The 14,636-nt window shown below is 37.3% G+C and carries 9 protein-coding genes; 8 read left to right on the top strand and 1 reads right to left on the bottom strand.

Translation table 11 applies throughout. The annotated features are described in order from the left end of the window. Positions 1–20: 20 nt before the first annotated feature. The 5 genes from thrA to ribD all read left to right on the top strand — a co-directional run bounded on the left by thrA (position 21) and on the right by ribD (position 6,525). Complete coding sequence (thrA, locus tag FPB0191_RS09710) at positions 21–2,477, top strand: bifunctional aspartate kinase/homoserine dehydrogenase I (protein ID WP_039105682.1); 2,457 nt, start codon at positions 21–23, stop codon at positions 2,475–2,477. Then, positions 2,478–3,413, top strand: coding sequence for a homoserine kinase (gene thrB, locus FPB0191_RS09705; protein ID WP_039105681.1), 936 nt, complete (start codon positions 2,478–2,480; stop codon positions 3,411–3,413). Between the two features lie 81 nt (positions 3,414–3,494). Continuing rightward, the gene (thrC, locus tag FPB0191_RS09700; RefSeq protein ID WP_039105680.1) at positions 3,495–4,784 is read left to right on the top strand and encodes a threonine synthase; all 1,290 of its coding nucleotides are present in this window, start codon (positions 3,495–3,497) and stop codon (positions 4,782–4,784) included. A gap of 158 nt (positions 4,785–4,942) precedes the next feature. After that, on the top strand, positions 4,943–5,389 hold the full coding sequence (nrdR, locus tag FPB0191_RS09695; protein WP_039105679.1) for a transcriptional regulator NrdR: 447 nt from the start codon (positions 4,943–4,945) through the stop codon (positions 5,387–5,389). Positions 5,390–5,397: 8 nt separating this feature from the next. Continuing rightward, entirely contained in the window at positions 5,398–6,525 is a 1,128-nt protein-coding gene (gene ribD / locus FPB0191_RS09690) for a bifunctional diaminohydroxyphosphoribosylaminopyrimidine deaminase/5-amino-6-(5-phosphoribosylamino)uracil reductase RibD (RefSeq protein ID WP_039105678.1), read from the top strand. On the opposite strand, the gene mnmL is transcribed toward ribD, so the two are convergent. Then, positions 6,522–7,454 carry a tRNA modification radical SAM protein MnmL/YtqA gene (mnmL, locus tag FPB0191_RS09685; protein ID WP_039105677.1) on the bottom strand — a complete coding sequence of 311 codons (933 nt, stop codon included), beginning with the start codon at positions 7,452–7,454 and terminating at the stop codon, positions 6,522–6,524. The two genes, ribD and mnmL, sit on opposite strands and share 4 nt — an antisense overlap. 338 nt (positions 7,455–7,792) lie before the next feature. On the opposite strand from mnmL, the gene gltB reads away from it, so the two are divergent. The 3 genes from gltB (at position 7,793) to FPB0191_RS09670 (ending at position 14,558) form a co-directional block, all read left to right on the top strand. After that, complete coding sequence (gltB, locus tag FPB0191_RS09680; protein ID WP_039105676.1) at positions 7,793–12,250, top strand: glutamate synthase large subunit; 4,458 nt, start codon at positions 7,793–7,795, stop codon at positions 12,248–12,250. A 12-nt stretch (positions 12,251–12,262) separates the two neighbouring features. Continuing rightward, complete coding sequence (locus FPB0191_RS09675; protein WP_039105675.1) at positions 12,263–13,675, top strand: FAD-dependent oxidoreductase; 1,413 nt, start codon at positions 12,263–12,265, stop codon at positions 13,673–13,675. A 208-nt stretch (positions 13,676–13,883) separates the two neighbouring features. Next, positions 13,884–14,558 carry a helix-turn-helix transcriptional regulator gene (locus tag FPB0191_RS09670; RefSeq protein ID WP_039105673.1) on the top strand — a complete coding sequence of 225 codons (675 nt, stop codon included), beginning with the start codon at positions 13,884–13,886 and terminating at the stop codon, positions 14,556–14,558. The last annotated feature ends 78 nt before the right edge of the window (positions 14,559–14,636 follow it).

The raw sequence follows: 14,636 nt of genomic DNA, 5'->3' as shown, positions 1-14,636 counted from the left end.
GAAAAATAAAAAGGTGCGATATGAAAGTCTTAAAATTTGGCGGAACTTCCGTAGCTAATGCGCAGCGTTTTCTTCGTGTTGCTGAAATAATTGAAAATAATTCGAAACAGGAGCAAACGGCCACCGTTTTATCTGCACCTGCAAAAATTACTAATCATTTAGTTGCTATGGTAGATAAAACTGTTGCAGGTCTTAATATTGATAGTAATACCTATGAAGTAGAGAAAATTTTTGATGACTTACTAAGTGGATTATTCGAGGCGCAACCTAATTTTGCTTATGAAGAGTTAAAATTATTCACCCGAAATGAACTTAGTTTACTTAAACAGCTCTTACATGGCATCCGTTTATTAGGTCAATGTCCTGATAGTATTAATGCCTCAATCATTTGTCGGGGGGAAAAGTTATCAATCGCCATTATGAAGGCTTTTTTGACCGCGAGAGGACATAGCGTTACTGTGATTAATCCAGTTGAAGCTTTACTTGCTGATGGCGGTTATCTTGAATCAACAGTAGATATTAATGAATCAACCCAGCGTATTCAAGCCATGAATATTGCAAAAAATGATATCATTCTAATGCCTGGTTTCACCGCAGGAAACGAAAAAGGTGAATTAGTGGTACTAGGGCGTAATGGTTCTGACTATTCAGCATCAGTTTTAGCCGCTTGTCTACGGGCGAATAGTTGTGAAATATGGACAGACGTTGATGGAGTATACACTTGTGATCCACGTTTAGTTCCAGATGCTAGATTGCTTAAAACACTGTCATATCAAGAAGCGATGGAACTTTCATATTTTGGTGCCAAAGTATTACATCCACGTACTATCCTACCGATTGCTCAATTCCAAATTCCCTGTTTAATTAAAAATACTAATAATCCTGATGCGCCGGGTACCCTCATTGGTTCAAATTCCGTGGACTTATCAACGCCAGTTAAAGGTATTACTAATTTAAATAACATGGCAATGATAAATGTCTCTGGACCAGGATTAAAAGGAATGGTAGGCATGTCAGCGCGTGTGTTTTCTGCGATGTCTTATGCCGGTATTTCAGTCGTATTAATTACTCAATCCTCATCTGAATATAGCATCAGTTTTTGTGTTCACCATGAAGAATTATATCGTGCACAAGAGGCATTAAGTGATGAATTTTATTTAGAATTAAAAGATGGCTTACTTGAACCGATTGAAATAAAAGAAAAATTAGCCATTATATCGGTTGTTGGTGATGGCATGCGGACACTACGTGGTTTATCGGCTAATTTCTTTACTGCACTCGCTAGAGCCAATATTAACATTGTTGCTATCGCCCAAGGTTCATCAGAACGCTCCATTTCTGTTGTGGTAGATAATGATGTGGCTGTCATAGGGGTACGTGTTGCACATCAAATGTTATTTGGTACCGATCAAATTTTGGATGTGTTTGTTGTCGGAGTAGGTGGCGTAGGCGGTACATTGCTTGATCAAATAGCTCGTCAACAACATTGGCTTAAAAATAAACAGATTGATTTACGAGTTTGCGGTTTAATTAATTCAAAACACTGCATTTTAAATCGAGATGGTATCGATCTCACTGATTGGCGTGAGCAAATAAAACAGAGTAAGGAAACGTATACATTAGATAAAATTATTGATTTTGCGAAAGATAATCGTTTACTTAATCCTATCTTAGTCGATTGTACTTCCAGCGGAGATGTTGCAGATAAGTATGCTGATTTTCTAGCTAACGGTTTTCATGTTGTTACACCAAATAAAAAAGCTAATACCAGTTCTATGGACTACTATTTACGCCTACGTCATGAAGCAGCTAAAAGTAAACGTAAATTCCAGTACGACACCAATGTTGGCGCTGGATTACCGGTAATAGAAAACTTACAAAATCTCTTTAATGCCGGTGATGAATTGATCCGTTTTTCAGGAATTTTATCCGGTTCATTATCGTTTATATTTGGTAAACTTGATGAAGGTATGTCATTATCTGAAGCAACTAAATTGGCTAAAGAAAAAGGTTTTACGGAACCAGATCCGAGAGACGATTTATCTGGAACAGACGTGGCAAGAAAGCTGTTAATTTTAGCTCGTGAATCAGGATTAAAACTAGAATTGGAACAAATAAAAGTAGAGTCAGTACTTCCAGAATCGTATTCACAAGGTGACGTTAAAACTTTTATGGAGAAATTACCCGAACTTGATGAGCAATTTAAAACCCGCGTAGCAGAAGCAACAAAGTTAGGCAAGGTTTTACGTTATGTTGGTAGTATTGAAAATGGACAATGTAGTGTTAAAATTCAAGCGGTTGATAGCGACGATCCACTTTATAAAATAAAAAATGGTGAAAATGCATTAGCTTTTTATACACGTTATTATCAACCTATTCCATTAGTTTTACGCGGATACGGGGCAGGTAATGATGTAACAGCAGCAGGGGTATTTGCGGATATTTTACGCACAACTTCAAGCAAAATTGGTGGTTAAATGAGTAAAAAGATTAAAGTCTATGCGCCAGCATCAATGGCGAACATCAGTGTTGGTTTCGATATTCTTGGTGCTGCAATTAGTCCCATTAGCGGTAAGATGTTGGGCGATTGTATTACCATTGAATCGGCTGAAAAATTTCATCTAAGTAATAAAGGTGCTTTTGCTAAAAAGCTGCCTAAAGATCCAAAGCTCAATATCGTTTATCAATGTTGGCAACGTTTTTGTCAAGAAATGGATAAAGAAATGCCTGTAGCCATGACGTTAGAAAAAAATATGCCAATAGGTTCCGGTTTAGGATCGAGCGCCTGCTCGGTTGTTGGTGCATTAGTGGCTTTAAATGAATACTTCGATAAACCTTTTAATGAAAATCAATTACTTTACATGATGGGAGAATTAGAAGGACGCATTTCAGGAAGTGTCCATTATGATAATATCGCCCCATGTTATTTAGGTGGTATGCAACTTATCATAGATGAAGTGGGAATTATCAGTCAGTCTATTCCTCATTTTGATCAATGGTACTGGGTAATGGCTTATCCTGGCATTAAAGTCTCAACCGCCGAAGCCAGAGCCATATTACCTGCACAATATAAAAAACAAGATTGCGTTGCACATGGTCGATATGTGGGTGGATTTGTCCATGCTTGTTACACTCAGCAACCACAATTAGCTGCTGCGATGTTATACGATAATATCGCCGAGCCTTATCGTAAAAAATTCTTGCCAAATTTTGATGCAACCCAACAATCGGTAAAACAATTAGGAGCTTTAGCCTCAGGTATCTCAGGTTCAGGTCCTACAATTTATGTTGTAACTGATGACTTAGTTATCGCACAGCAAGTTGAACTTTGGTTAAAAGCGCATTATTTACAAAATGATGAAGGCTTTACCCACATTTGTAAAATTGATCCGCAGGGAGCCAGAGTGATTTAGTTTTACATTGTGACAGTAATATATAACTCAGTAGTTCGAAAAAGATACCACTGAATAAATAGGTAAAATCGGAACATAAATATGAAACTATACAATTTAAAAGATCATTCGGAACAGGTCAGTTTTTCACAAGCTGTACAACAAGGTTTAGGTAAAGGGCAAGGATTATTTTTTCCTCAAGAGCTACCGAAATTTACCGCTGATGAAATTAAGTCTTTATTGAAGCTTGATTTTACAACACGTAGCGCAAAAATCTTATCGGCTTTTATTGGTGATGAAATCAGTTATGATGATGTATTACGTTTAGTAAACAACGCATTCCAATTTCCAGCACCTGTAAAAGCGGTAGAGTCGGATATTGGTTCACTGGAGCTATATCATGGTCCTACTTTAGCATTTAAAGACTTTGGTGGTCGTTTTATGGCTCAAGCGCTTGTACAAGTAGCTTCTGATAAACAAATCACGATCTTAACGGCAACTTCCGGTGATACAGGAGCAGCAGTCGCACATGCTTTTTATCATTTACCGAATATTCGCGTCGTTATCTTATATCCGCAAGGTAAAATTAGTCCATTGCAGGAAAAACTCTTTTGTACCTTAGGTGATAATATTCACACGATTGCAATTCAAAGTGATTTTGATGCTTGCCAAGCACTAGTTAAAAAATCATTTGATGATGCAGAGCTAAAAAAACAAATTGGATTAAATTCAGCTAATTCCATTAATATCAGTCGGTTATTAGCACAAATTTGTTATTATTTTGAAGCATTTGCACAATTAACTGCAAAACAACGTGAACAATTAGTTATTTCTGTACCTAGTGGTAATTTTGGAGATCTAACCGCTGGATTGCTTGCCAAAGCTATGGGATTACCAATTAAACGCTTTATTGCAGCTACTAATGCTAATGATACTGTGCCTAGATATTTAGAAACTGGTAAATGGGAACCGCATAAAACTGTAGCAACCATCTCTAATGCAATGGATGTTAGTCAACCAAACAACTGGCCTCGGATTGAAGAAATCTATAAAAGAGAAGGCTGGGTACTAAAATCGCTTGGTCATGGTAGTGTATCTGATGAAGTTGCTAGCGAAACAGTGCGTGAACTTGATAAAAAAGGTTACCTTTCTGAACCTCATGGTGCAATCGCCTATCGTGTTTTAAGAGATCAATTACAAGCAGGTGAATATGGACTATTTTTAGGAACTGCTCACCCAGCTAAATTCAAAGAAGTCGTTGAAAACATTCTCGGTAAATCAATAAACTTACCAAAAGAATTAGCTGATCGTGCAGATATGCCACTACTTTCACATGTCATGCCTGATGATTTCACAAAGTTAAAAGATTTCTTACAAAAACTGGATTGGTAAATTGAGATTTAAAGGGGAAATGTTTAGCAATTCCCCTTTTTATTATCGAGTTGTTATATAAATCTAATCTAGGTCACAACCTATTGTACAAACTATTGTTAAAAATTGTTATCTAAGCTATTGTATTATGGAAGAAGGCATAATAACGGAGAACAAGAATGCATTGTCCATTTTGTAATGCTGATGATAGCAAGGTGATCGATTCGCGTTTAGTTCGTGATGGATGTGAAGTTCGGCGCAGAAGACAATGTAGCGTCTGTAATGAACGGTTTACGACGTTTGAAGTTGCTGAACTTATCATGCCTAATGTAATAAAAAGTAATAAAGTACGTGAACCTTTTAACGATGAAAAATTACGTAATGGAATGAAACGAGCACTCGAAAAACGACCTGTGAGTTCTGATGCAATTGAGGATGCAGTAATGCGTATCAAATCTAAATTACGGGCAACGGGTGAACGTGAGGTTCCAACAAAATTAATTGGTGATTTTGTCATTGAAGAATTGAAGAACTTAGATAAAGTGGCTTATATTCGCTTTGCTTCTGTTTATTTCAGTTTTGATGATATTGAACAATTTAGTAAAGAAATAGCGAAATTACAATAGAAACAGTCATGAATTATTCTTCATTTTTTAGCGATCGCGATCTTGAGTTTATGACATTGGCTATCAATTTGGCTGAACGAGGTCGCTTTACTACAGCGCCGAATCCTTGTGTTGGTTGTGTCATTGTTAAAGATAATAATATTGTTGGCACAGGTTATCATCAAAAAGCCGGGCAACCTCATGCCGAAGTCTATGCTTTACAGCAAGCAGGTGAATTGGCAATCAATGCCACTGCCTATGTCACACTTGAGCCATGTAGCCATTTTGGTAGAACTCCACCTTGTGCTGATGCATTAATTCAGGCAGGAATTAGGCGAGTGGTCGTAGCAATGCAAGATCCTAATCCACAAGTATCTGGACAAGGTATAGCGCGCTTGCGTCATGCAGGCATAATAGTGGAAGTAGGGCTTTGTGCTGATATGGCTGAACATCTAAATCGCGCTTTTTTTAAACGGATGCGTACAGGAATGCCTTACATCCAATTGAAACTTGCTGCATCGTTAGATGGTAAAATTGCTATGGCATCGGGCGAAAGCAAATGGATAACGTCTGAGAAGGCGCGACAAGATGTCCAAGTGTTTCGAGCTCAAGCGAGTGCTATTTTAAGTACCCATAAAACTGTTACCCGTGATGACGCTAGTTTGACAGTCCGCTATGATGAATTACCACCAGAAATAAGAGCAATATATCCTCAAACGCTATTACGGCAACCAATACGAATAATTATTGATAGTCAAAACCAACTTAGTGGTAATGAAAATCTATTTCAACAATACGGTGAGATTTGGTTAGCAACAAAATTTCCCCGTAAATTACCTCACGCGAATTGCCATTTGCTACTTGATAACAAGGGTAAAGATCATATTGATTTAAATTGGTTATTTGAAGAATGTGGTAAGAAACAACTTAATTCTATTTGGATTGAAGCTGGAGCTCACTTAGCGGGGGCACTCATCGAGCAAAATCTAGTTGATGAATTAATTATTTATTATGCACCCAAATTGTTAGGGCATAATGCACAAAATCTAGCCGTTTTGCCGACGCTAAACTTACTCGCTAATGCCCCTCAATTCCAATTTAAATCGGTAGTCATGGTAGGTGAGGATTTGCGCTGTATATTACATAAGCAACATTAATTAGATGATATATAACAGTAACTATCCCCTATAGCACTGCCTTGAACACCGAATTGGCGTAAATTGTGATCAACTGCATTCATTGATTGCCAATGATTAGCGCACCAATCAGGTGCAAGTAAAGTTGGTTTTCGGGCATTGGCTGAGATACGATGGAACAAGATCGCTTTAGGTGTGTGGCGAATAAGATCTCCAGCAATGTCCACGTATTCATCTAAACTTAATACCGATTGTCGACCCGCTCGCCAAGCTTTTGCCATAATACTGCCTTCAACAATATGTAACGGGTGCAATTTTAGTCCATCTACGCCGGTATCTAACACCTGATTTAAGGTATTAAAGCAATCCTGCTTCGTTTCTTTAGGTAATCCCACAATCAAATGGGTACAGACCTTAATTCCTAATTTTCGAGCTTTTTGAGTTGTTAAATGATAATCTTCATAACTATGACCGCGATTAATCTCATGCAAGGTTTTATTATTTGAAGTTTGTAAACCTAATTCCAACCAAACTTCATAACCTTGATCCTGATAGCTAGCTAAAAGATCTAAAGCAGCATCTGGCACACAATCTGGACGAGTGCCGACACACAACCCAACAATATCAGCATTTTTAAGCGCTTCTTCATACATCATCTTTAGCGTTGTAACTTCGGCGTAAGTACTGGTATAGGCTTGGAAATAGGCTAAATAACGCTTCGATTTTTTCATTTGTTCTGCTTGAAGCGTTAATTGTTCTGAAATAGACTTAACTTGAATTGATTCGTCAATAATGGATGCAACATTACAAAATGTACAACCGCCTTTACCTAATTCACCATCACGATTAGGGCAGCTAAAACCACCATGTAATGTCAATTTGTAAATTTTTTCGCCGTAGCGACGGGCAAGATCTGCACCAAAAGTGTTAACGACTAAATGTAATTGCATAAAAATAGGGTAATTAATGTTTCTAACTATAAAATTTGAGCACATACTAGCTGAATTAGTCTTTTTCGCAAGGTCTAATTTTAAATTCAAATAAAAAGTGTTTTAATTTGAAACAGTGTCAATTTTTATTAAAATTGCATATCTAATATGTCAAAAAGTCATTAATTCCATTAATACCCACTTAGACCTTATTAAAATCTTGACTTATAAGTAGAATTTATTTGACCGGAGCTATTTTTTACTGTTAATTTCTGATTCAACATCGCGGTATCAGTGCATTGAATCCAGTGCTACTAACAGGCGATCACAAAATTAAAATGATTAAGAGGCAATGATATATGTTATATGATCAGCATCATGATAAAGACAATTGTGGTTTTGGGTTAATTGCCCACATAGAAGGCAAACAAAGTCACAAAGTGGTGCGTACAGCAATTCATGGTTTGGCGAGAATGCAACACCGTGGTGCTATTTTATCTGACGGTAAGACCGGTGACGGTTGTGGTTTATTACTACAAAAACCAGATCGGTTTTTTCGATTAGTTGCACAAGAAGCTGGCTGGCGTTTAGCTACCAATTATGCTGTTGGAATGTTATTTCTCAGTCAAGATGAACATGAAGCACAAATTAGTCGCGAAATTATTGAAGAAGAATTATTAAAAGAAACACTGTCATTAGTTGGTTGGCGAAATGTGCCGATTGATATTAGTGTTTTAGGTGAAATTGCATTATCTTCACTACCTAGAATAGAACAAGTCTTCATCAATGCACCGGCGGGTTGGAGTACTATTGACTTAGAACGACGTTTATTTATGGTACGACGTCGTATTGAAAAACGTGTTAACGATCAAACGTTTTATGTTTGCAGTTTTTCAAATCAGGTCAATATATACAAAGGCTTATGTATGCCTAAAGATTTACCTCGATTCTACCTTGATTTAGCTGATTTACGTATGGAAACGTCAATCTGTCTTTTCCACCAACGTTTTTCAACTAATACACTACCAAAATGGCCATTGGCTCAACCATTTCGTCATTTAGCACATAACGGTGAAATTAATACGATTGAAGGCAATCGCCAATGGGCAAAAGCACGTTCATATAAATTTAAAACCCCACTCATCCCAGATTTACAAGATGCAGCACCTTTTGTAAATGTAACAGGTTCAGATTCTAGTTCATTAGATAACATGTTAGAACTTTTTTTAGTGGGTGGAATGGATATTGTGCGGGCAATGCGCTTACTTGTTCCGCCAGCATGGCAAAACAATCCTGATATGAACGAAGATCTGCGTGCATTCTTTGACTTTAACTCAATGCATATGGAACCTTGGGATGGTCCGGCGGGAATTGTTCTTTCTGACGGTCGTTATGCTGCTTGTTGTCTAGATCGTAATGGGCTGCGACCTGCTCGTTATGTCATAACCTCAGATGGACTCATTACTTGTGCCTCCGAGATTGGTATTTGGGACTATCAGCCAGATGAAGTGGTGAAAAAAGGTCGAGTAGGACCTGGCGAACTTATGGTAATCGATACAGAAAAAGGACGCATCCTACAATCGGAAGAAACAGATAACGATTTACAAAAACGTCATCCTTATAAAGTTTGGATGAGTAAAAATGTTAAACGACTCACCCCTTATGAAGATTTGCCTGACGAACATCTTGGCCAAAGAAATTTTGATGATGTTACATTAGCTACTTACCAGAAACAATTTGGTTATTCTTTTGAAGAACTGGATCAAGTGTTACGTGTATTAGGTGAAAATGGCTATGAAGCGACCGGTTCAATGGGTGATGATACACCATTTGCGGTACTTTCCAGCCGTCCACGAATAATTTATGATTATTTCCGCCAAAAATTCGCGCAAGTAACGAATCCACCTATCGATCCGCTACGTGAAGCACATGTTATGTCGTTGGCAACCAGTATTGGTCGAGAAATGAATGTGTTTGCGGAAGCAGAAGGCCAAGCACATCGCGTATCGTTTAAATCACCTGTATTGTTATATTCTGATTTCCAACAATTAACGACTCTGGAATCAAAATATTATCAAACAGATGTGTTAGATATTACTTATGAAATAGATGGTAGTTTAAGTGATGCTATTGAGCAGCTTTGTGGCGATGCAGAAAACAAAGTCCGAGCAGGTGCAGTTTTATTAGTTTTATCAGATAAAAATATTGCCGCAGATCGTTTACCGATACCAGCCCCAATGGCAGTCGGCGCGGTTCAACAACGTCTAGTTGAACAAAATTTACGTTGTGATGCAAACATCATTGTTGAAACTGCTAGTTGCCGTGACCCACACCAATTTGCAGTGTTAATCGGTTTTGGCGCGACAGCCGTTTATCCTTACTTAGTCTATGAAACATTAGCTCAAATGATCGACCATGGTACGATTAATAAAAATTATCGTAGTGTAATGTTGAATTATCGAAATGGCATTAATAAGGGACTATACAAAATAATGTCGAAAATGGGGATATCCACTATTGCTTCTTATCGTTGTGCTAAATTATTTGAAGCAGTAGGTCTTCATGAGGATGTCGTTAAGGCTTGTTTTGCTGGTGTAACAAGTCGAATTAGTGGAGCAAACTTTGAGGATTTCCAACAAGATCTCTTTAATCTTTCAAAACGTGCTTGGTTAAAACGCAAACCTTTAGAACAAGGCGGATTACTCAAATATATCCATGGTGGAGAATATCATGCTTATAATCCTGATGTAGTTCAGAAGTTGCAAAAAGCAGTCAATAACGGCAATTATGATGATTACAAGCAATATGCGAAAGAGGTTAATAATAGACCTGTAGCAACTTTTCGTGATTTATTAAAATTGAAAATAGATCAAGAAAAGGCTATCTCACTTGATCAAGTTGAACCTTGTGAAGCTTTATTTAAACGTTTTGATTCAGCTGCGATGTCAATTGGTGCATTAAGTCCTGAAGCGCACGAATCACTAGCACAAGCGATGAATACATTAGGGGGTTATTCTAACTCTGGTGAAGGCGGCGAAGATCCTGCACGTTACAATACGAATAAAGTTTCTCGTATTAAGCAGGTCGCTTCTGGTCGTTTTGGCGTAACGCCAGGATATCTAATGAGTGCGGATGTGATTCAAATAAAAGTTGCTCAAGGAGCAAAACCGGGAGAAGGTGGACAGTTACCGGGTGATAAAGTAACGCCTTATATAGCTAAATTACGTTTCTCAGTACCAGGTGTCACATTAATTTCGCCACCTCCACATCACGATATTTATTCAATCGAAGATTTAGCACAACTTATTTTTGATTTGAAGCAAATCAATCCAAAAGCCATGATTTCCGTTAAGTTAGTTTCTGAACCAGGCGTGGGAACCATTGCAACAGGTGTTGCTAAGGCTTATGCTGATATGATAACGATTTCTGGTTATGATGGAGGTACCGGGGCAAGCCCATTAACATCAGTAAAATATGCAGGTTCGCCTTGGGAATTAGGATTAGTTGAAACCCAACAAGCACTTGTTGCTAACGGTCTACGTCACAAAATTCGTTTACAGGTAGATGGTGGATTAAAAACTGGATTAGATATTATTAAAGCAGCCATTTTAGGGGCAGAGAGTTTTGGTTTTGGTACAGGACCAATGGTAGCCTTAGGCTGTAAATATTTACGTATTTGTCACCTAAACAACTGTGCAACTGGCGTGGCGACTCAGGATGAAAAACTACGTCAAGATCATTATCATGGCTTACCTGAAAAAGCGATGAATTATTTCCGATTTATTGCACAAGAAACACGCGAAATTATGGCGCAACTTGGTGTAAGTAAAATTACAGATTTAATTGGTCGAACTGATTTACTTGAGGAATTGGATGGTATAACCGCTAAACAAAACAAACTTAATTTATCAGATTTATTAATTGCTGCGACACCGCTAGCTGGATGTGCCGTGCATCACACGGAAATAAATACACCTTTTGATCAGGGTAAATTAAATCATCAAATTATGCAGCAGGCGAAAGATGCGGTCGATAATAAACAATCGAAAACCTTTCATTTTGATATTCAAAATACCGATCGTTCAGTCGGTGCGACATTATCGGGTTATATAGCCCAAAAATATGGTGACCAAAGTTTGACTGAACAACCGATAAAATTGAATTTCAATGGTACTGCTGGACAGAGTTTCGGGGTCTGGAACGCAAGTGGCGTCGAGCTAACTTTAACTGGCGACGCTAATGACTATGTTGGAAAAGGTATGGCAGGTGGAAGAATCGTTATTTTACCACCGATTGGCTCTGCATTCTTAAGTCATGAAGCTACGATTATTGGTAATACTTGTTTATATGGCGCTACAGGCGGTAAGTTATTTGCAGCAGGTAAGGCTGGCGAACGTTTTGCAGTGCGTAATTCAGGTGCAATCAGTGTTGTTGAAGGAATTGGTGATAATGGTTGTGAATATATGACGAGTGGCATAGTTTGCGTGTTGGGTAAAACAGGCGTTAATTTTGGTGCCGGTATGACGGGAGGATTTGCCTATATTCTGGATGAAGATGGTGAATTTGATCAACGAATGAATAAAGATTTAGTTGAAAAACTTGAGGTTGCCAACTACTCCATTTTAGAGGAACATTTACGTGGTTTAATTATGGAGCATGCCCAATTGACTCATTCATCACGCGCTGAGACAATTTTGGAAAACTGGCAAAAATATGTACAACAATTTGTTTTAGTTAAACCAAAATCAAGTGATGTTAAAGCGTTACTCGGGCATCGTAGTCGTTCGGTGGATGAATTACGAGTACAGGTGCAATAAGGAGAATAAAAAATGAGTCGAAATGTTTATCAATTTATCGATTTACAACGTGTTGATCCACCCAAAAAATCGTTAAACCTTAGAAAAATCGAATTTGTTGAAATTTATGAAGGATTCTCCCCATCACAAGCTACCGCCCAAGCAGAGCGTTGCCTAGCTTGTGGTAACCCTTATTGTGAATGGAAATGCCCAGTCCATAATTACATTCCTAACTGGTTAAAATTAGTGAATGAAGGACAAATACTAGAGGCGGCAGAACTTTGTCATCAAACTAACAGTTTACCTGAAATTTGTGGACGAGTTTGTCCACAAGATCGTTTATGCGAGGGGTCTTGTACGCTAAGTTCGGAATTTGGCGCTGTTACTATTGGTAATATTGAACGTTATATAACTGATGAGGCGTTCAAATTAGGTTGGCGACCAACCGTTAATAACGTAGAAATGAGTGGCGAACGTGTAGCAATTATTGGTGCAGGTCCGGCAGGGCTAGCTTGTGCTGATGTATTAGTACGTAATGGGATTAAACCCGTTGTTTTCGATCGTCATCCAGAGATTGGAGGGTTATTAACTTTTGGTATCCCAGCTTTTAAATTAGACAAATCAGTTTTAGTTAATCGTCGCAAAATATTCAGCGAAATGGGCATTGAATTTCGTTTAAATACTGAAGTTGGTAAAGATATTTCCTTAAAATCCATTCTTGATGAATTTGATGCTGTATTTATTGGTACAGGTACATATCAATCAATGCGTGGTGGACTAGTGAATGAAGATGCGCAAGGGGTATATGAAGCTTTACCATTCTTAATAGCCAATACTAAACATATTATGCAACACCAGCAATCAGAAGGCAGTCCATATGTCGATATGAAAAATAAACGTGTCATTGTTCTTGGTGGCGGTGACACGGCTATGGACTGTGTACGTACATCAATTCGTCAAGGCGCAACAGAAGTTACCTGTGCCTACCGACGTGATGAGGCAAACATGCCGGGATCGAAACGTGAAGTTAAAAATGCCAGAGAAGAAGGCGCTTCATTCTTATTCAATGTACAACCTCTTAGCATTGAAGTGGACGATCAAGGAAAAGTGACAGGCATTAAAATGGTGAAAACCGAACTTGGTGAACCAGATATAAACGGACGCCGTACTGCTGTGGTAATTAAAGATTCTGAATTCATTTTACCAGCCGATGCGGTTATTATCGCTTTCGGTTTTAAACCACATAGTATGCCGTGGCTTGCTGAACATAATATCAATCTGGATGATAAAGGAAGAATTATTGCCCCGCAAGATCACGGTTATCAAACTTCAAATCCAAAAGTGTTTGCTGGTGGTGACGCAGTGCGTGGTTCTGACTTAGTTGTCACGGCTATTGCTGAAGGTCGTAAAGCTGCAGAAGGCATTTTAGACTATTTAGAAATTTAAATTTCAATAACCAAAAAACACGTTTAATTGATTAAACGTGTTTTTTATTAGTTTTTAAAGTATTATGATAACTGAAAATATATAAAATTTTTTACAACTATCTCTTTAATAAAAACAATATCAATCATTCTTTGAAAATAAATCATACATAAAATTATTAAAAATTAGAGATCTATTTTGGCTTAAAATAATAAAAAAGGATGTCAAATTGAATACAAATTTTCAAAATGAATTAAATACAAAATTAGCAGAATTTAATATTAAGTATTATCAATATTTATTTTTCGATCGCAATTTAGTTTTTCCACCCGATATTATTTCTACTTACCCACAAAAATGGTTAAATATTTATCAAAATAAAAAATTATATAATACCGATCCCATCGTCAATTATGCTCGCATTACAGTCAAACCATTCTCATGGCATTATTTAATGCAAAGTATTGACACTGAAGATAATCTCTTTTTCAAATTAGCCAAAAAATATGGTATTCATGATGGTTATACTTTTGCTGTTCATGATGCGTTAGGAAATTTAGCTTTATTGAATATCACTTGTGATGACGATACCCAAATAACAATTGAATTTTTGGAGTCAAAAAAAGCAGAATTATTAATTCTACTAATTGACCTCTTTGATTTGTATTTAAGCCAAAAGAAACAATCTGAATATTATCGAAATAAAATCCATTTATTACTTTCATCAAAAGAAAAACAGGTTTTAAAATTAGGTTGTGATGGGCTTATATATAAAGACATTGCTGAATCACTTGGTATTGCTGAAAGAACAGTAAAATTCCACATGAGTAGAATTAATCGTAAGCTTGAGGTAAGTAATGCAAAAAAAGCTTTCCTTATCGCTAAAGATGTGGGTGTTTTTTAGACAAATAAGTTTAAATTCCAAAATGGTTTTTATAATAATTTTGCACTTTATTTTATCATTAATTGAATAGAAAATAAT

Origin of the sequence: Frischella perrara (genome assembly GCF_000807275.1) — a bacterium.
Lineage (GTDB): Bacteria > Pseudomonadota > Gammaproteobacteria > Enterobacterales > Orbaceae > Frischella > Frischella perrara.
Note: the sequence above shows the minus strand (reverse complement) of the source record. Positions and strands in the feature narration are given on the sequence as shown.